This is a genomic window from Bowmanella denitrificans (genome assembly GCF_002887595.1).
GTDB classification, from domain to species: Bacteria; Pseudomonadota; Gammaproteobacteria; order Enterobacterales; family Alteromonadaceae; genus Bowmanella; species Bowmanella denitrificans.
In genome coordinates this window covers 85,193-102,648 of the sequence record NZ_PEBU01000010.1, presented here as the reverse complement: position 1 = coordinate 102,648, position 17,456 = coordinate 85,193, and the positions used below count along the sequence as shown (strand labels likewise).

The following is a 17,456-nucleotide window of genomic DNA, read 5'->3' as shown; positions in this document are numbered from 1 at the left end:
ACCGACAGCGGGCTTATCATGATGGCTGGTTACCATCGACATCGACAAATAGCCGGCCTGGCCTGATGAAGGACATTGGCAACAGGTGATGCTTTATTCGACAATAGAGGCGCTGTTCATCAGCGCCGAATAACCTACTTTTTTTCATTCCTTGCTGCACGAAACAGGCATCTGCAGTCAGGGTATCTGTCGTTTTCGTTGAGCACGTTGTGCATTGGCACAATGCAGCCCAAGCCCATTCAATGGAATATGTATATGCATACTGTGGGGCCATCCCGTTTCGACTCTTATCAGAGGCGAGTATTGGGTGTTTTAATTTTGCTGCAATTTACCCTAGTGCTGGATTTTATGATTATTGCGCCCATCGGGGATGCACTGATGAAATCTCTGGATATCAATACCGCTCAGTTCGGTTTGGTGGTGTCATCTTATGCCTTCAGTGCGGCTATTTCCGGCATTCTGCTGGCAGGTTTTATTGACCGTTACGATCGAAAACAGTCATTAATACTCAGTTACTCAGGTTTTATATTGGGTACCTTACTTTGTGCGTTTGCCGACAGCTACATTAGTATTCTATTGGCGCGTATCGTGACCGGCATCTTTGCCGGAGTCAGTGGGGCTTTGGTCATGACCATTGTTTCGGATCTGTTCGCTGTCAACATGCGGGGAAGAGCTATCAGCGGAGTGCAGATGGGCTTTGCCATCAGTCAGATTTTAGGGGTGCCGCTGGGCATTTATATAGCCAATACCCTGGGGTGGCACAGTACCTTCGGGTTAATCGTCTTACTGGCATTGATTATTGTCCTGGCTGTGCTGCTGTGGTTTGCGCCCATTGATAAGCACCTGGGCAACGTCAGGGACAAAACCGCCTGGGTACATTTGTGGCATACCATCAGCAATTCACGTTACAGGAACGGCCTGGTTGCAGTAATGTTTCTTACGATTGGTGGTTTCATGCTGATGCCTTTTACGGCGGTATTTCTGGTCAACAATGTCAAAATATCCGCAGCTCAGTTGCCTATCGTGTTTTTCAGCACGGGAATGGCGTCGTTATTGCTGATGCCAGTGATTGGCAAGCTTTGTGATCGCTTCGATCGCTACAGGCTCTTTGTACTGGGTTCTCTGGCCGCGACGATAATGGTGGTTGTGTATACGCAGCTTTCTGTGACACCGCTTTGGACGGTTGTGGTTGTCAATATCTTGTTGTTTACCGGTATTTTGCTGCGTATGTCGCCCGCGATGGCCATCAATACAATGGTTCCAGAGCAGCAAGACAGAGGGGCCTATATGAGTTTGTCTTCTTCTTTGCAACAGACCGCTGGTGGGTTAGGAGCGATGTTGGCCGGTAGTATTGTCTATCAGGTATCAGACACTAGCCCGTTGCAACGCTTTGATATTCTGGGTTACGTGGCTGTGGTGATATTTCTGCTCTGTATGTTCCTGGTTGGACGGGTTAACCAGGACCTGAAACGCCGGGCAGATGAAACCCTGCCTCATTAAAAGCCGAAGCCAGATTACCGGCCAGCGATTCCTGACGGCCAGTACATACGCCCCAAAATTTGGGGCGTATGTACTGGCACCTAGTTATCCTCACTTTCCATCGCCAGAGCGGCCAGCAAGGCGGTCAGAATCAGTAGCATCGGTACGCAAATCAGGTGAATGGATAACGGCATGGATACCGTCCATTGCAGCCAAAGTACCAGCAGCCAGATACCAAGTAAGCTGGCCGTTACCATTGTCACTTTGAGTTTGTTCGCAGTCATATTGGGTCTCCATAAAGTAAAATAAACCGTTCAGCTGCCGTGCTGTACCAGCAGTAAAATTGCGCTACTAACCAGTATCAATTGCGTCAACACCGTACCCGTCACCCGAAATTTCAGTTGCTCCCGAATGGCGCTGATACCTAAGCCATGTACCAATCTGGCAATCAACAGGCCTGTACCCAGGCTGTGCAGCAACCACGAACTACTGCCTTGCTGCTCAAGTAGCAGCAGTAGAATCAACGCCAAAGGTACGTACTCAATAAAATTGCCATGTGCCCTAATCGCCTTGGTCAGTGCGATATTGGCACCGTCTCCCAACGACACTTTGTTGGTGGTACGCAGTGTGATCACGCGAATGCTCAGCGCGCTATACATCAGAGTCAGTAAGGCGGCGTAAATCGGCGTTACCATCTTTGTTTTCCATGTTGGCTAGATGAAACCAGTTTAGGGCTTGCTATGTCTGAAGGTTAGTGGCAATAATGATAAAAAAGGTGTCAATAGTGACATTGAGGTGGAAGATGAAAAATATTGCTGTGCTGGTAACCGACAATGCTGTGGGTTCACATCTGATGGGAGTCAGGGACTTTTTCGACTATGCCAATACTCTCTGGCGTTATCTGCATCCCAACGACGACAATGTGTTATTTGATACGCGTATTTATTCCGCTGACGGTTCTCAGATACAGTGCTCTAACGGCTTTCTTCTACCTGCCAGACCAATTCAGGAAATCGATAAGGCTGATGTTCTGTTAGCGGTGCCTGCATTCACTTATGACAAGGCCGGTCTGACAGACTATCTATATCAGGCCCAGCCTATGTTTGAGTTATTAGCTCAGGCTTCTGCCGAGGGCGCCTTGGTTGCCAGCCACTGCAGTGGCACTTTTGCAATGGCTGAGGCTGGTATTCTGAATGGTCGCCAGGCTACGACCTGCTGGTGGCTCAAAGAAGTCTTTGCCAGTCGTTACCCCCAAGTAGAATTACGTATGGATGAACTGGTGGTGAGTGACGAGCATTTGTTGACGGGCGGTGCCACTACATCGTTAACCAGTCTGTGTCTGGCAATATTGGAACGTTTATATGGGTATCAGCTCGCGACCAATCTGTCCAAGGTGTTGCTACTTGACAGGCACCGTCTTTCTCAACAGGCTTTTATTGACCCACATTTTGTCATAGGTCACAGGGACAGCCTGATCGAAAAAATCCAGCATTGGATGCAGCAGAACTATGCCCAAACCATTAGCCTGGATGATATTTGTGACCAGTTTGCTGTAACCAAACGTACATTGATCCGTCGCTTCAAGGCTGCCTGTGGCGAGACTCCCCTCGTCTATTTACAACAAATCCGGGTGGAAAAGGCTAAACAACTACTGGAGGGTACAGATATGCCAGTGGAGCGCATTGTTGAAATGGTAGGGTATGGCGATCCGGCTTCTTTCCGCAAATTATTCAGTACTCTGACGCAACTAACCCCAAAAGCCTACCGGCAACGCTTTAGTTACCGGCAGACTGCGTAGCACTGCAGGTAACGATGAACGCCATCTAAAAAGCAAGTGTATTATTTATTTGGATAGTTTAGAAACATTTATTCTTATTAATAAACTTTCGCTAATTCAGTGTGATATGCAAAGTCTTGATAGAGAACGAGATTGTGGGCGAATCATTCCTATATTTGGTAATAAACATTCTCAAAGGCGAATTACCCATTAAAGGGAGCGTAGAGAGCTAGCTTTGATGCGGCCAAACAAGCCACTTCAGCCAATGATATCCATACGATTCCAATATATGTGTATCGTTCACTGGTCGAGGTAGCAGTGTATGGTCTTTAGTGTTTTGCGCCTGTTAGATGCTTTGCCACGAAAGCATTAGGCCGATAACTTAGTCCTGCTCACGCAGTTGCTTTTCCAGCTCTGCCAAACGCTCTTCCATGGCGGTAAGCTTTTCTCGGGTACGTACCAGAACCTGAGTTTGTACGTCAAATTCCTCGCGGCTGACAAAGTCCAACTTACTCAATTGCGTCTGCAGCACTTGCTTTACCTTGGCTTCGGCCCCTTCGGCCATGGACTTCACGCCAGGGGGAATGGCGTCGGAAATATGCTTGGCAATCTCTTCAATTTTCTTCGGGTCTAACATGTTGGGGTCCTGACGGGATCAATTAGCGGAATTAGAACCCAGCCAGGGGCTGGGTTCAAGTCTGTTGAAGCTAAGTTTAGGCCAGCTCTTCGGCCATTTCCCAGGGGGCCAGTACCAGACCGTCTTCACCTGGTACCGGGAACGCGACTATTTGAATTTCATCGTCTTCCAATCCCGGCAGCCATTTATGTTGCCAGTCATGCAAAGATATTTTGTGGGGTTTGCAGTGGGACCAATCGCCGTTTATCCAGTCGCGGGCGAAATCTGCATCGGGCCAGACTGGTATGCAATCCTCCTCGTCTGTGGTGAGGATCATGGCGCCGTCGTTATCGACCAGCGTCCAGATCTCTTCGGTAATGACCATGCGCTTCAGCAGATAATCACTGCGTTGCTCTGGTGTTTTAGCCAGAATGTCATATTTGCTGTCCAGATTAGGTTGTGCCGACATGGGGTTACTCCTGTGCGGGTGAATTGGACAAGGCGGACGCCAGGATTTGCGCATGTTCGTGCAAATCATGGCCAAGATCGGTCAGGTAGCCGCCATCCACCTGATCGATAATTCCTTTGTCAAAAAGTCGTTTGGCGGCATCCACCACTGCCGGGTCGGCGTCATGGTGGATTTTCAGGCCTTGCCTGAGGCTACCAAGGGGAAATTTCAGAAGCAGATTGATTTCTTCTAGCATGGGGTGGGTAAAAGGCATGGCATTCTCCCATAGGGCCGGTGCGAAAATCGCGTCTTATTGTTGGTCTGGCTGCCGTTTCTGATAGTGGCCGTCGAACAGGCTTGACCAGGTTTTGCCTGCATCTTTGCTGACTTGCCAATGCTGCCTGACGCTGCCGTCCATATTGGGCGTCCAACTGATGCGGTGCAAGTGTTTTTCACCATTATTGGTCAGTGTATAACCGTCCAGTTGCATTTGCTGCCCATTCCAACGCCCATCCAGTTGCAGCAGCAATCCCTGATTGTCTACCCAGGTCTGATGCCAGCGTTGCTGGTTGGCATCGTAAATATTCAGACTGCGTCCCTCATAACCGGACGGCGTTTGATAATGTTCATGCAGCACACAATTATTCAGATCCTGTTTAATCTGATTGGTTCCGGCTATTTTGCCATTGGCTGTGACCTGCCATTGACCAAGCCAAAAATCAAACTGGTCAAACTCCGGGCTGTTGCAATTGGCGTACAGCATAGGGCTGACAAAGATAAGCAGGCTAAGCAGGATTCTCATGGGTATCTCAGGTATAATGGCTGGCAATTCAAATATAGTTCAAGCACATGAAATACAAAGACTTACGGGATTTTATTGAACAGCTTGAAAAAGCCGGTGAACTCAAGCGGGTACAGATGGAAATTGATCCCCGGCTTGAGATGACGGAAATAGCCGACCGCACCTTGCGTGCCGGTGGCCCGGCCATTCTGTTCGAAAACCCCAAGGGCTTCTCTATGCCGGTGCTGGCTAACCTGTTTGGCACCCCAAAGCGGGTTGCCATGGGGATGGGGCAGGATAAGGTCGAGAGTTTGCGCGAGGTGGGCAAATTGCTGGCTTACCTGAAAGAACCTGATCCACCCAAAGGCTTTAAGGAACTGTGGGACAAGTTGCCGGTGTTTAAGCAGGTACTGAATATGCCGGCTAAGGAGCTGAGCAAGGCACCTTGTCAGCAGGTGGTGTTAAGCGGTGAACAGGTGGATTTGCGCCAGATTCCCATTCAAACCTGCTGGCCGGAAGATGCAGCGCCGCTGATTACCTGGGGCTTGACGGTAACCCGAGGGCCACATAAAAAGCGCCAGAATCTGGGCATTTACCGCCAGCAACTGCTGGGTGCCAATAAACTGATTATGCGTTGGTTATCGCATCGCGGTGGCGCGCTGGATTTTCGGGAATGGTGTGAGCAGCATCCTGGGGAAAACTTCCCTGTGTCTGTTGCCTTGGGGGCCGATCCTGCCACCATTCTTGGGGCGGTAACTCCGGTACCTGATACGCTTTCAGAATATGCCTTTGCCGGTTTGCTGCGTGGCGATAAGACCGAAGTCGTCAAGTGCATCAGCAATGATTTACAAGTGCCTGCCAGTGCCGAGATTGTGTTGGAAGGTTATATTGCGCCCGGGGAAACTGCGCCGGAAGGGCCGTATGGCGACCACACCGGCTATTACAACGAAGTGGATGATTTCCCGGTCTTTACCGTGACCCATATCACCCATCGAAAAGATCCTATTTATCATTCCACTTATACCGGTAGACCGCCGGATGAACCGGCTATTCTTGGTGTGGCCCTGAATGAAGTGTTTGTGCCCATATTGCAAAAGCAGTTTCCGGAAATAGTGGATTTCTATCTGCCACCTGAGGGGTGCTCGTACCGTATGGCAGTAGTAACCATGAAGAAGCAGTACCCCGGCCATGCTAAGCGGGTTATGCTGGGGGTCTGGTCTTTCCTGCGCCAGTTTATGTACACAAAATTTGTGATTGTGTGTGACGATGACGTTAACGCCAGGGATTGGAATGATGTGATATGGGCCATTACCACCAGAATGGATCCTGCCCGTGACACCACCATGATTGAAAATACCCCTATCGACTACTTGGATTTTGCCTCGCCGGTTTCCGGTCTGGGCTCCAAGATGGGGCTGGATGCCACTAACAAATGGCCAGGTGAAACCGACCGTGAATGGGGGCGTCCTATTGTGATGGACCCAGCGGTTAAACAGAAAATAGACAGCATCTGGGAAGACCTGGGGCTTGTCGATTCAGCAAAAGATTAAGCAACGATGTCAGAATTTGAATGCAAAATTGCCCAGATGGAAGCTCTTACACCTTATGTGTGGCGGATTCTGCTGGAACCCCAGGTACCGGTGGCGTTTAAAGCCGGTCAGTATATTCGTGTGGTCATGGGTGAGACAGATAAACGCCCTTTCTCCATTGCCAATGGGGCACAGAACAATGGTCTGATTGAGCTGCATATAGGGGCCTCTGAGCATAATCCTTGGGCGATGCAAGTGATTGACAGACTTAAGCAGGGTGACAACATTTGTCTGGATGGGCCGCACGGCAAGGCTTTTTTGCGTAGCGAACAGCCCAAGCCAACCATTCTGATGGCTGGCGGCACCGGCTTTTCTTATACCTGGAGTATTCTGCAAACTCTGTTGACCAGTCCGTTAAAAGAACCGGTATTTTTATATTGGGGCACCAAAACCCGTGAAGACATGTATGCGCTGGAACAGTTGCAGGTACTGGCCACTCAACATGCCAAACTGAGCTTTATTCCGGTGCTGGAAATGCCTGATAAAGACTGGCCGGGCCGGTCAGGTTTGGTACATCAGGCAATATTGGATGACTTTATCAGCCTGGAGCCTTACCAGGTCTATGTAGCAGGACGTTTTGAAATGGCCGGTGTGGCCAGGGATGCTTTCCACCAACAAGGCTTGTTGCTGAGCAATTTGTTTGGTGATGCTTTTGAATTTATCTGACCGATGTCAGGGCTGAATACAAACAGCGTTGTTTTATCTGTTCTGCAGCCTCAAGGTTGAGTGCCGGCCATACCGGCACTCAGACTATTTAGCTTTTCTGCTTAGCCAGCCAAACCACTAACTCAATCACTTGATCTGGTGTCATATCGCGGGTGAACATGGCCCGGTACTTACCGTTAACAATAAAAGCCGGCACCCCTTTGTTTAAATGGCGGGCATTTTGTTCCAGGGTTTTGTTGTTTCTGGAAAACAGGCTGTTGACCGAAAAACTGCCAGCCAGCTCGTCAAAGCGCTCGGGGTCGACGCCCTGATCAACAAAAATAGCCTTCAGATCGTCCATGGACGTAATCGGCTGGCGTTTTTTATGGATATGGGCAAAGATCGCGCTGTTCAGTTTCTCTTCCTGTTTCAATGCCCGGCCAATCATCATGGCGCGTGTGGCTGCATCCTGGGTTTCCGGCTCGGCAAAGCGCATAAAATTGGCATGCACTTTTTCAAATTTGATCCCTTCGCTGGCAAGACGAGTTTTCATTTGCTGAACAATAGGTTCCACGGCATTACAGGCTGGACACCAAAACGAATAAAACTCCTGTACCAGCATCTTGCTGCTGGCCTTGTCGTCTATCACCTCATAATGCGTGCCTTCCTGCCAGTTAGCGGCCAGTAGCTGCATAGGTAGCAGCATAGCCAACACCGCAAGTAACTTTTTCATTGTTGATTCTCCATTTAAACCGGCTGTGAATTTACCACAGGGATTGGTGCTGGGAAGGGGCGGAGACGGTTGAATTGTAAATAAAATTAAAAAGGGACCTGCCGGTCCCTTACAATATTATTTCTGTTTACTTAGCCAGACAATCAGGTCAACCATATCGTCTGGGCCCATCTCGCGGGTAAATTTGGCCTTATATTTGCCATTGACGATAAAGGTGGGTACCCCGGTCAGGTGGCTGCGGTACTGTTCAATGGCCTTGTTGTTCTTCGATACCATGCTGTTGACACCAAAACTGGAGGCCAGCTTTTCAAATTCACCTGAATCAACACCATTGATAATAAAGATGTTTTCCAAATCTTTCAGAGAGGTCACGGGGGAGCGTTGCACATGAATATAGTTAAAGATGGCTTTATTCAGGGCGTCTTCGCGTTTTAATGCCCGGCCAACCATCATGGCTTTGGTGGCTTCATCCTGGGTTTCAGTTTTGGCGAAGTTCATAAAGTTAACGTGCACTTTTTCGAAACTAACGTCTTTATCCAACTTCTGTTTCATTTGCGCTACCAGCGGTTCAAACGCGTGGCAATGTGGACACCAGAAGGAGAAAAACTCCAGCACCTCAGCTTTATCGGTAGCTTTATCGTTGATAACTTCAAAATGCTCGCCTTCCTTGTACATTTCCTGAGCACAGGCTTGCAGGGGGAGCATAAGGACCAGTATCAGCAGGCTGAACAGCTTTTTCATCGGCACAATCTCTTAATTGGTAAAGAAAACGCACAAGAGGTTACCACAGCTTTTGGCAAATGCCGACTAGGTGCAGCCTTCTGCTGGTCGCCGGTCAGCTGTCGTTCATCTAACGGGTAAAGCTGCATTTCCCCGGTAAGGAACCAACAGCTTAGAACGCATTGAACTCCAGTTTATCTGACAGCGCTGCCAGGGCTTCTATGCCTGCAACAGAGTTACCTACGCTATCCAGCCCGGGTGACCATACGGCAACGGTAAAGCGCCCGGGAACAACGGCGATGATGGCACCAGATACACCAGATTTGCCCGGCATACCCACCCGATAGGCAAAATCTCCGGCTGCGTCATACAGACCGCTGGTAAACAGCAGCGAATTTAACTGCTTGGTCTGGCGCGGCGACAGAATCTGTCGCTGACAAAACTGGCAATGACCCTGGTTAGATAAATAGCTGTAAGCTTTGGCCAGTTCGATAATGTTTAGCTCAATGGCGCAATAACTAAAATAGGCTTTAAGCACATCGTCCACATTATTGTGGAAATTACCAAAGGACTTCATTAAGTGGGCCATGGCGGCGTTTCGGTGACGATGCTCATATTCCGAGGCTGCGACTTTGACATCTACACCAATTTTGGGGTTGCCGGCCTGAGCCCGAAAGGTTTCCAGCATACTATGCACTGGTGCGGATAACCTTGAATACAGGGCATCGCAGGTCACCAGCGCGCCTGCATTGATAAACGGATTGCGTGGAATACCTTGTTCAAATTCCAGCTGAGTCAGAGAGTTAAACGCGGTACCGGATGGCTCCTTACCCACTCGCTGCCATAAGGTTTCACCATACCGCTGCAGCGCCATCGTCAGGGTCATGGCTTTGGACACGGACTGGATAGTAAAACGGGCCTGCTCATCCCCGGTGCTGTAACATTGCCCGTCAGTGGTGACCAGGGCCATAGCAAATTGCCTGGCATCTACGTCGGCCAGAGCAGGAATATAGTCTGCCACCTTGCCCTGGCCGATATAGGGCTGCACACCTTGAGCTAACAGATCTATCAGTGATTGGTAATCAGGTTTATCCATCGTATTAACCATAGTTGTTATGACCGTGAAGTTAAATCAGAACAATCCGCATGCCACTTAAAAAAAAGCCGGTCATTAAAAGACCGGCATTGTAGAGTCGTTCTGCTTAGAACTGGTAGCCCGCACTTAAGTAAGCCGTGCGGCCCTGACGCTGATAGCCGACCACTTCTTCGTACTCATGGTCAAAAAGGTTCTCGGCACGCACAGCAAAGGTCCAGTGTTGATCCGGTCTGAAGGTCAGGGCTGCGTTGACTATGGTGGCTGCACTCAGCGCTACCCGGGTAGCTGGAAAGGTGGCAAAGAAATCATCCTGACGTGTACCCTGATAGTTAGCCTGTAAATAGATGTTGGCTTTGTTGTCGAAGAACGGATAATTCAGCACTAAATTGGCTGAGTGCCGGGCACGACGGACTTCTATCTTATTCGTCTGACCGTCTTCTTCCCTGGCATCAAGGTAGCTATAACTCAAATCTACTGACAGGTTTGCTAACTGACCGGAAAGCTGCCATTCCAAACCGTCACGCGCACTTTCACCGACAATATTCTTTGCTGTTGCGCCGCCAAGCTCAGTGTCAAACACATAACCATTTATTTCATTTTCAAGGTCTGTGTGATAGATACTGAGTTCTGTCTGCCAGCCTGCAGACAAATTGGCACGCAGGCCTACTTCTGAACTGCTGGACTCTTCCGGTTCAAGATGAGAGTTGCCAATAAAACTGGCCGGTGTGTAGCCAAAACGTTCGATAAAACTGGGATTTTTAACCGCCTTACCGTGGCTGACAAACAGGCTGTATTCGGCGGAGATATCAAAAGTGCCACCAATACGATAGGTAAGGGCATCATCGAATATCTGGTTGTTGTCGTGGCGCACACTTGCGGTTAAGGTCAGACTGTCATTGAGCTGATGAAGAATGTCGGCCGCAATGGAATTGGTGTGGTTATCCTGCTGTTGATTTGGATCGCCCCAGCTTTGTGCCTGGGCAATTTGCTCGAAATCTTCATTTACGTGCTCCAGCACCAGACTGGCTCTGTTAGCCTGGCCATAACTGAGGTTGTTTTGCCAGAACCAACGCTGCTTATTACTGTCTACTTCCGATTGCTGATACTGGGCATCACCACCAAAGGCAGGGCTATAGTTGATACTGTTATTGCGACTGTGCTGCACACCTAGTGTCTGACTCCAGGCGCTGTTAGCTGGTGCAAAATGCCATTCCAATTTGCCACTGGCGAAGCGGCCATGGGTAAAGTTGTCGGCATCGGTACTTAGACCCGTAGTATAGTCAGAACCATCGTACTCATTGAACGTGTCCAGGTTGCGATACTGAAGCAGCACTTTAGATGCGTCGGAAAGCAGCCAACCCAGTTTTGCTGACACTTCATTGTTGCGATAGCCATCGCGTTCCTCTCCGGTTCGGGCGATATTTTGTCCTTTGGTGGAAAAATGATTTGCCGCCAGTGCGTAGCTCAGACTTTCGCTCTGACCTTGCAGGCTACCAGCCAGTCTCTTACTGCTGTCCTGACCCACTTCAAGCTTGGAAGAACCTTGTAACTTACCTTGTGCTTCCCGGGTAGTGATACTGATGACACCACCTACTGCGGCACTGCCCCACAACGCACTTTGTGGGCCGCGCAGCAATTCAATACGTTGCACATTATCCAGATTGAGATGGGCAAAATTGACACCGCCATCGGCACCCAGGTCGTTTACTTCGACACCATCTACCAGCACCAGTACATGATTGGCTTCGCTGCCGCGTAAACGCACCTGAGTTTGAGAACCTTTAACGCCATCCTGGCTGATGCTGACACCGGGCAGACCGCGCAGTAGATCTGACAAACTGATAGCGCCTGAATTTTCAATTTCTGCACGATCAATAACGGACACCGATGCGCTTAAGCGGCTCAGCTCTATCGGCTGGCGCGCGCCAATCACGCTAATAGTTTCAATATCGTCCTGCGCAATAGCTGCAGAAGTGCCGAACAGGCTGGCGAACACCGCCAACCCTAAAGTTGTGTGTTTGAATTGCATAGTTTTGTGCCTAGGTTGGCGCTCCACCCGAGCGCTGGTTTCCTGTGGCGGCAATGGGATTGTCTGAGTATGGATCTATTTAAATCCAGCCCTTTGCGCCGTTGATTGGATTAAGGCCGGTCTCCGGGCTGGCAAGTGCCTGACTGGCTCAGGGATCGCCTTCCCATAGCGCTTGGCTACAGTGGCATAGTGATCCCGATTCTTGCGTACCGTTGCGGGGGCAGCGTCAAATGACTTCCCGTTTCACCTTCTTTTATTACAGAAGACACCTTAATCAGGGCGGATTATAAAGGATAGCTATAAAAAAACCAGTTGGATTCAACTGGTCTGACAGTCAGCCATCAGGGCATCAGCGACAATGGCGGTTCCTGCAAGGTGGCATATTGTTCCTTCAAAGCCAGGATCTGCTGTTCCCAATATTTGTCGGTGGCAAACCAGGGGAAAGCCTGAGGAAAGGCCGGGTCTTCCCAGCGTCTGCTCAGCCAGGCCATATAGTGCACCATGCGCATGGCGCGTAGTGGCTCTATCAAACTGAGTTCTTTGTGGTTGAAGTCAAAAAACTCTTCGTAGGCGTTGACCAGTGTGTCCAATTGCAATAACTGCTGCTGACGGTCACCAGACAACATCATCCATAAATCCTGTATCGCCGGACCCATACGACAATCATCCAGATCGACAAAAGTGGGCTCGTCACGCCACAGAATATTGCCTGGGTGGCAATCCCCATGCAGACGGATTTGCTTAGCCGGTTTGTATTGCTTGGCGGTCTTGTCGATCACCATGTCCATAATGGTAAACAGCGGATTCATCAGCGCAGTTGGTACCAATGTACTGTGTTCAAGTTCTTTCCTGGACTCAAATAAGAAGCTGTCCAGGTCAATCTGCGGTCTGTGCGTAAACGGGCGACTGGCCGCCACTGCATGCAGGCGGCCAATAAAGCGCCCCATCCATTCCAACTGATCCAGATTGTCTACTTCAAACTGACGGCCCCCCACCGAAGGGAACAGGGCAAAATAGTAGCCCTGATGAAGATGCAGGGTTTGCCCATTCAAGCGCATGGGGGCAGCGATGGGGATCTCCTGCGTAAGCAGCTCTTCGGCAAAATCGTGTTCTTCCTGAATTTGCTCTGAGCTCCAGCGATTGGGGCGGTAAAATTTAGCCACATAGCGACGCCGGTCTTCGTCGATAAACTGATAAACCCGATTTTCGTAGCTGTTTAAAGCCAGTAACCCGGAATCAACCCGAATGCCGGTACTTTCAACGGCATCCAGGATCAAATCCGGGGTCAGATTGTGGAAACTGAAATCGGACATTAGGTTCCTAGCGGTACAGGAATTTGGTCGGTGCGACCACATTCAGATCTTCATCGTCCAGGGATTGTACCTTAATGCGGATTTCCACGATGCTGCTTTCTAACTGGTAAGGGTCGATTGCCACGCTGATCGGTTCGACATATACCTCACCGCTATGTACGGTGAACTCCCGGTTGCCGGTCAGGCGGTGCCCGTCCAGGCCTTCGACCGTGATAAAATAACGGCCGTCCTGCTGCGACTTATTGAGAATTTTCAGGGTATAGACGTTTTCCACCAGGCCGTCATTGGTTTCACGGTATAGCTGGTTACGATCACGAATGATATCCACATCCAACGGGATACGGGTGAACAGGTCCAGCGCCAGAAAACCGACCATCACCAACAGAACCACGGCATAGCCCACCAGTTTGGGCCTGACAATATGGGTGTGCCCACCTTTTACTTTCGTTTCCGTGGTGTAGCTGATCAGGCCTTTGGGGTAACCCATTTTATCCATTACGCCATTACAGGCATCCACACAGGCCCCACAGTTTATGCACTCATACTGCAAGCCGTTGCGAATATCGATACCCGTTGGGCAAACCTGCACGCACAGGCTGCAATCAATACAGTCGCCGACACCGTCCGCAGCCAGTGCTTCCCGGCTGACTTTGCGGCCTCTTGGCCCACGCTTCTCACCTCGGTTGGTATCGTAAGTGACGGTGAAGGTATCCTTATCAAACATCACCGACTGGAAACGGGCATAAGGGCAAATATGGGTACACATGATTTCCCGCATCCAGCCAGCATTGCCATAGGTACAAACAGCGAAGAACCACACCCACAAGCTCACCCAAAAACCGGTTTGCAGGGTAAAGAATTCGACAAATAAAGTATCAACGGGGGTGAAGTAGCCGACAAAGGTCAGTGAGGTCAGTATTGCCACCAACCACCAGCACAAGTGTTTGAGGCTTTTGCGCCAGAATTTATCAAAGTCCATGGACCGTTCATCCAGCTTCATACGCTGATGCCGGCTACCTTCGATTTTTTCTTCAAACCAGACATACATATAGGTCCAGGTGGTTTGAGGACAAAGAAAACCGCACCATACGCGACCAGCAAAGGTGGTGACAAAGAACAGGGCAAATGCGCCGATAATGAAGATCCAGGCCAGAATGGTCAGGTCCTGAGGCCACAATGTCAGGCCGAATATATTGAAACGCTGTTCGCCAATGTCCAGCAAAATGGCTTGATGACCGTTATATCTGAGCCAGGGTAACAAGGCAAACAGGGCCAGAAAGAAAAAGCCGAAGTAGCGGCGGAAGGTTTCAAGCGGCCCTTTAACCGCACGCACATAAATATGGCTGCGGGGGGAATAATTATTGTCATGCTCCCGGCTATCCGGCTTATGAATTTGTACAGGCGAAACGTCTTTTACGGGGATTCTTTCACTCATGGTTCCTGGTCTCTGTCTCGCATTGGGAATCTTTTTTTGTTGTTCCCTTTCGATATGCAGTTGCAAAAGCCTGCTTGGCTACTACACAGAGTGTAATTCAAGTTGTGCTTGCTACACTCTTTCGTAATTTTTGAAGTTTCAAAAATTTCTGAAAATTATAAATTTTTATCGCCACGACGCAAGGACATCTACCGCAAGAATAAACCAGTTTTTGCTGATTTATTGTTAAAATGTTGTTAATTGTCAATGGGTTGTGCTATCCGGTAAAATCGCTGAATGACTATTCTGACTGTCTTGCAGTGTATCTCGATAGTTAGGCCTTAAGGGATAGTAATAAATACTCATGGCTAGTTATTCTGCCGCATAATCAAGCAATCTGTGCCTTTCTGTTGGTTTAAGGTATGATTTTTACCGTAGTGAGTTATTGATGCAGCACAATGAAACGCACCTTTATTGTTATTCTGGAAATTGCCCTGTTGGTGGTCATCCTGCGATCGTCATTTGTGCAGTATTGGCTGGGCGATATGCAGGACAGTTTGTCGGACTGGATGACAGAGATAGCCAGTATGGCCGAGCGACAGAAGCTGAATGAACTGCAGGAAAGGGTCAGGCCACATATTTCGGCCATGAACGATTATCAAAAAGACTATGTGATGGATATTCTGTCCAGCCGTACTAAGTTGGAACACTTTCAGCGCTACTACTGCATAGAGCAAGACAAAAATCCTTATGTCTATGGGGCGACCTTGTTGTATTTATGCTCCGAAATAAACAAGGTCAGTTTTGATTAGCCTTCTGGACTACACATCCTTGTTATTGCCAATGGCTGCAATAAAAAACCTGCAACTTTGCTCCAGTAGTTTTTCTGCTTCGGCTTTGTTCAGCAATGGCTTCCAGCAGATAGCCTGATCCCAGAAAGCCACTTCTTTGATGGCACCGTAGAAAAAGGCGGCTGCCATGCCTGGCTCAAAATTGCCCAGCGCCCCGGCCTCAGACGCCTGGATAAACCAGTTATGCATGTCTTTTTCACAATCCGCGAATTTGTCATTCAGACGGGTGGCTTCTTTTTCCGAGCGCATGGATTCGATTATCACTATTTTGGATAAACGCAAATAGTGCTCGTCACAAAGTAACTGCAGCACTTTCTGACTGAGCTCCTGTAGTTGCACCGCCAGGGAGCGGTTGGCATCAAAGGCCAGTTTTTGTAGTGGCTCAACCCGTTCCAGTAACAGGTCAACCACGGCGTCCAGCAAATCTTCCTTACACGGATAATGTTTGTACAGAGTTCTTTTGGAGACACTGGCGCGGCAGGCAATGGCTTCCATGGTCGTGGCCATCATGCCTTTTTCGCAAAACTCCCGGATCGCTGCACACAAAATATCATTGTGCTTCTCATCACTTCGACCCAAACTAAACTCCTCTGTAATGCGATCGGCAGGATGCCGATACATTTTGAAACGAATAAACGAATAGCTAAAGTATACGTGATCGTGTACTTTAATGCCGTTATTATATCTGTTGTTATTGTCTCATAACCTGAGCTTTTATAAGGTTATTCGGTCCAGCTTCTCTACTATCGGTGCTCCTATGGGTAAATACAAAAGGAATTTTTCGTTTTGCGTTAAGCTAACAGCGGTTTCCCTGGTTGGCTTTCTGACCGCTTGCGGTGAACAGTCGCCTGAGGGGGGCGGTATGGGTGGTATGCAACCCGCAGCGGTGGAAGTGCGCACCATGCAGTCGCAAACCGTACCTTTTGCCCTGGAGCTGCCGGCGACCTTGTCCGGCTCGAAAGAGGTGGAAATCCGTGCCCGGGTGGCTGGCATTATCGAATCGCGCAACTTCGAGGAGGGTGACAAGGTTGAACAGGGGCAGTCATTGTTTACCCTGGATCTTAAGCCTTTTGAGGTTGAAGTGGCCCGGACCCAGGCTGATTTGCTGGCGGCACAGGCCAGACTCGAAAGTGCCCGTCGTGATGTCAAGCGTCTGACCCCACTGCGTAAGCAGAACAGCGTCTCGCAGCAGGATCTGGATAACGCTATGTCGGCAGAAGAAATTGCCCAGGCTGATGTTAAATCGGCCGAGGCCAAGCTGCAGGATGCCCGGCTTAATCTGGAGTATGCACGGGTGGAATCACCGGTAAATGGAGTGGCCGGACGCGAACAGGTGTCTGAGGGTACTTATGTACCGGGACCGGATGTATTGCTGACCCAGGTTACCCAGCTTGATCCCATTCGTATTCGCTTTGGTTTGTCAGAGCGGGAGCAGTTAGCCATGCGTAAAGATGCAGAAAATGGCCTGCTGACCCTGCCCAAAGATGGCCATTGGAAAACCCGCATCAAACTGCAAGATGGTTCTTTCTATGAACATGTGGGTGAAGTGAATTTCCGTGACGTGCGTATCAATACCATGACCGGCACATCTGAATTGCAGGCCATTGTGCCTAATCCTGATTTTAAATTACGTCCAGGCCAGTTTGTACGCGTGGTGCTGGAAGGCGCCAGTCGCGAAAATACCTTTGTGGTGCCACAGCGTGCGGTGCTGGACAGCGGTACCGGCAAATATGTGTACCTGATGGCCAAAGGTGAGCAAGGCTCCATCGCCCAGCCTGCCCCGGTAGAAGTGGGGGAATGGGTGCGCCAGGAAACCGCCAATGGTATCGAGAATAGTTGGGTAATCCACAAAGGTCTGAAAACTGGCGATCAGGTCATTGTGGACGGTATGGCGCATATTTTCTTCCCAGGCATGCCGGTAGTACTGGCCGGACAGCAACCGGCCGCCGCTGGCGCCAAGTAACA

Annotated in this window: 19 protein-coding genes and 1 riboswitch; of the genes, 6 read left to right on the top strand and 13 right to left on the bottom strand. The window is 49.6% G+C overall.

All coding sequences use genetic code 11. The features are described 5' to 3' along the window. The first annotated feature begins 318 nt into the window (after nt 1-318). Nucleotides 319-1,500, top strand: a complete 1,182-nt coding sequence (locus CSR04_RS17605; RefSeq protein WP_216362589.1) for an MFS transporter — start codon at nt 319-321, stop codon at nt 1,498-1,500. 80 nt (nt 1,501-1,580) lie between these two features. Here the strand turns inward: CSR04_RS17605 and CSR04_RS17600 are convergent, their stop codons facing one another. Next, the gene (locus CSR04_RS17600) at nt 1,581-1,763 is read right to left on the bottom strand and encodes a hypothetical protein (RefSeq protein WP_102797629.1); all 183 of its coding nucleotides are present in this window, start codon (nt 1,761-1,763) and stop codon (nt 1,581-1,583) included. 30 nt (nt 1,764-1,793) lie between these two features. After that, nucleotides 1,794-2,174 carry an MAPEG family protein gene (locus tag CSR04_RS17595; RefSeq protein ID WP_102797628.1) on the bottom strand — a complete coding sequence of 127 codons (381 nt, stop codon included), beginning with the start codon at nt 2,172-2,174 and terminating at the stop codon, nt 1,794-1,796. 107 nt (nt 2,175-2,281) lie between these two features. Between CSR04_RS17595 and CSR04_RS17590 the strand changes: the two genes are divergently transcribed. After that, on the top strand, nt 2,282-3,277 hold the full coding sequence (locus CSR04_RS17590; RefSeq protein WP_172449406.1) for a GlxA family transcriptional regulator: 996 nt from the start codon (nt 2,282-2,284) through the stop codon (nt 3,275-3,277). A gap of 361 nt (nt 3,278-3,638) precedes the next feature. Here CSR04_RS17590 and ubiK read toward each other — a convergent pair whose 3' ends face one another. The 4 genes from ubiK to CSR04_RS17570 form a co-directional block, all read right to left on the bottom strand. Continuing rightward, nucleotides 3,639-3,893, bottom strand: a complete 255-nt coding sequence (gene ubiK, locus CSR04_RS17585; protein ID WP_102797626.1) for a ubiquinone biosynthesis accessory factor UbiK — start codon at nt 3,891-3,893, stop codon at nt 3,639-3,641. 76 nt (nt 3,894-3,969) lie between these two features. Beyond that, entirely contained in the window at nt 3,970-4,341 is a 372-nt protein-coding gene (locus CSR04_RS17580) for a DUF2750 domain-containing protein (protein WP_102797625.1), read from the bottom strand. Nucleotides 4,342-4,345: 4 nt separating this feature from the next. Continuing rightward, complete coding sequence (locus CSR04_RS17575; protein ID WP_102797624.1) at nt 4,346-4,594, bottom strand: TIGR02647 family protein; 249 nt, start codon at nt 4,592-4,594, stop codon at nt 4,346-4,348. Nucleotides 4,595-4,630: 36 nt separating this feature from the next. Further along, a complete protein-coding gene (locus CSR04_RS17570) occupies nt 4,631-5,122 on the bottom strand; it encodes a hypothetical protein (RefSeq protein ID WP_102797623.1) in 492 nt (163 codons plus the stop codon). 47 nt (nt 5,123-5,169) lie between these two features. On the opposite strand from CSR04_RS17570, the gene ubiD reads away from it, so the two are divergent. Together ubiD and fre are read left to right on the top strand one after the other, a co-directional pair. After that, entirely contained in the window at nt 5,170-6,651 is a 1,482-nt protein-coding gene (ubiD, locus tag CSR04_RS17565) for a 4-hydroxy-3-polyprenylbenzoate decarboxylase (RefSeq protein ID WP_102797622.1), read from the top strand. Between the two features lie 6 nt (nt 6,652-6,657). Next, on the top strand, nt 6,658-7,356 hold the full coding sequence (gene fre, locus CSR04_RS17560) for an NAD(P)H-flavin reductase (RefSeq protein ID WP_102797621.1): 699 nt from the start codon (nt 6,658-6,660) through the stop codon (nt 7,354-7,356). Between the two features lie 88 nt (nt 7,357-7,444). Here the strand turns inward: fre and CSR04_RS17555 are convergent, their stop codons facing one another. The 6 genes from CSR04_RS17555 to ccoG form a co-directional block, all read right to left on the bottom strand. Next, nucleotides 7,445-8,068 (bottom strand): thiol:disulfide interchange protein DsbA/DsbL, encoded by a 624-nt coding sequence (locus CSR04_RS17555; RefSeq protein ID WP_102797620.1) that lies wholly within the window; start codon nt 8,066-8,068, stop codon nt 7,445-7,447. A gap of 117 nt (nt 8,069-8,185) precedes the next feature. Continuing rightward, on the bottom strand, nt 8,186-8,809 hold the full coding sequence (locus tag CSR04_RS17550; protein ID WP_102797619.1) for a thiol:disulfide interchange protein DsbA/DsbL: 624 nt from the start codon (nt 8,807-8,809) through the stop codon (nt 8,186-8,188). A gap of 151 nt (nt 8,810-8,960) precedes the next feature. Then, complete coding sequence (gene glsB / locus CSR04_RS17545) at nt 8,961-9,884, bottom strand: glutaminase B (protein ID WP_102797618.1); 924 nt, start codon at nt 9,882-9,884, stop codon at nt 8,961-8,963. A gap of 106 nt (nt 9,885-9,990) precedes the next feature. Next, on the bottom strand, nt 9,991-11,913 hold the full coding sequence (locus CSR04_RS17540) for a TonB-dependent receptor domain-containing protein (protein ID WP_102797617.1): 1,923 nt from the start codon (nt 11,911-11,913) through the stop codon (nt 9,991-9,993). A 97-nt stretch (nt 11,914-12,010) separates the two neighbouring features. Further along, nucleotides 12,011-12,201: riboswitch (cobalamin riboswitch) on the bottom strand. A 53-nt stretch (nt 12,202-12,254) separates the two neighbouring features. After that, entirely contained in the window at nt 12,255-13,226 is a 972-nt protein-coding gene (locus CSR04_RS17535) for a serine/threonine protein kinase (RefSeq protein ID WP_102797616.1), read from the bottom strand. A gap of 7 nt (nt 13,227-13,233) precedes the next feature. Beyond that, on the bottom strand, nt 13,234-14,661 hold the full coding sequence (gene ccoG / locus CSR04_RS17530; protein WP_102797615.1) for a cytochrome c oxidase accessory protein CcoG: 1,428 nt from the start codon (nt 14,659-14,661) through the stop codon (nt 13,234-13,236). 437 nt (nt 14,662-15,098) lie between these two features. Here ccoG and CSR04_RS17525 point away from each other — a divergent pair, with 437 nt between their 5' ends. Beyond that, nucleotides 15,099-15,452: a hypothetical protein gene (locus CSR04_RS17525; protein ID WP_102797614.1), complete on the top strand. Its 354-nt coding sequence runs from the start codon at nt 15,099-15,101 to the stop codon at nt 15,450-15,452. Nucleotides 15,453-15,461: 9 nt separating this feature from the next. Here CSR04_RS17525 and CSR04_RS17520 read toward each other — a convergent pair whose 3' ends face one another. Next, nucleotides 15,462-16,070, bottom strand: a complete 609-nt coding sequence (locus tag CSR04_RS17520; protein ID WP_245921717.1) for a TetR/AcrR family transcriptional regulator — start codon at nt 16,068-16,070, stop codon at nt 15,462-15,464. 178 nt (nt 16,071-16,248) lie between these two features. Here CSR04_RS17520 and CSR04_RS17515 point away from each other — a divergent pair, with 178 nt between their 5' ends. Further along, nucleotides 16,249-17,454 (top strand): efflux RND transporter periplasmic adaptor subunit, encoded by a 1,206-nt coding sequence (locus CSR04_RS17515; protein WP_102797739.1) that lies wholly within the window; start codon nt 16,249-16,251, stop codon nt 17,452-17,454. The last annotated feature ends 2 nt before the right edge of the window (nt 17,455-17,456 follow it).

Bases quoted from the DNA above. Each gene is read 5' to 3' on its own strand.
- CSR04_RS17600 (WP_102797629.1), bottom strand. From the start codon at position 1,763: ATGACTGCGAACAAACTCAAAGTGACAATGGTAACGGCCAGCTTACTT.
- CSR04_RS17595 (WP_102797628.1), bottom strand. From the start codon at position 2,174: ATGGTAACGCCGATTTACGCCGCCTTACTGACTCTGATGTATAGCGCG.
- CSR04_RS17590 (WP_172449406.1), top strand. From the start codon at position 2,282: ATGAAAAATATTGCTGTGCTGGTAACCGACAATGCTGTGGGTTCACAT.
- ubiK (WP_102797626.1), bottom strand. From the start codon at position 3,893: ATGTTAGACCCGAAGAAAATTGAAGAGATTGCCAAGCATATTTCCGAC.
- CSR04_RS17580 (WP_102797625.1), bottom strand. From the start codon at position 4,341: ATGTCGGCACAACCTAATCTGGACAGCAAATATGACATTCTGGCTAAA.
- CSR04_RS17575 (WP_102797624.1), bottom strand. From the start codon at position 4,594: ATGCCTTTTACCCACCCCATGCTAGAAGAAATCAATCTGCTTCTGAAA.
- CSR04_RS17570 (WP_102797623.1), bottom strand. From the start codon at position 5,122: ATGAGAATCCTGCTTAGCCTGCTTATCTTTGTCAGCCCTATGCTGTAC.
- ubiD (WP_102797622.1), top strand. From the start codon at position 5,170: ATGAAATACAAAGACTTACGGGATTTTATTGAACAGCTTGAAAAAGCC.
- fre (WP_102797621.1), top strand. From the start codon at position 6,658: ATGTCAGAATTTGAATGCAAAATTGCCCAGATGGAAGCTCTTACACCT.
- CSR04_RS17555 (WP_102797620.1), bottom strand. From the start codon at position 8,068: ATGAAAAAGTTACTTGCGGTGTTGGCTATGCTGCTACCTATGCAGCTA.
- CSR04_RS17550 (WP_102797619.1), bottom strand. From the start codon at position 8,809: ATGAAAAAGCTGTTCAGCCTGCTGATACTGGTCCTTATGCTCCCCCTG.
- glsB (WP_102797618.1), bottom strand. From the start codon at position 9,884: ATGGATAAACCTGATTACCAATCACTGATAGATCTGTTAGCTCAAGGT.
- CSR04_RS17540 (WP_102797617.1), bottom strand. From the start codon at position 11,913: ATGCAATTCAAACACACAACTTTAGGGTTGGCGGTGTTCGCCAGCCTG.
- CSR04_RS17535 (WP_102797616.1), bottom strand. From the start codon at position 13,226: ATGTCCGATTTCAGTTTCCACAATCTGACCCCGGATTTGATCCTGGAT.
- ccoG (WP_102797615.1), bottom strand. From the start codon at position 14,661: ATGAGTGAAAGAATCCCCGTAAAAGACGTTTCGCCTGTACAAATTCAT.
- CSR04_RS17525 (WP_102797614.1), top strand. From the start codon at position 15,099: ATGAAACGCACCTTTATTGTTATTCTGGAAATTGCCCTGTTGGTGGTC.
- CSR04_RS17515 (WP_102797739.1), top strand. From the start codon at position 16,249: ATGGGTAAATACAAAAGGAATTTTTCGTTTTGCGTTAAGCTAACAGCG.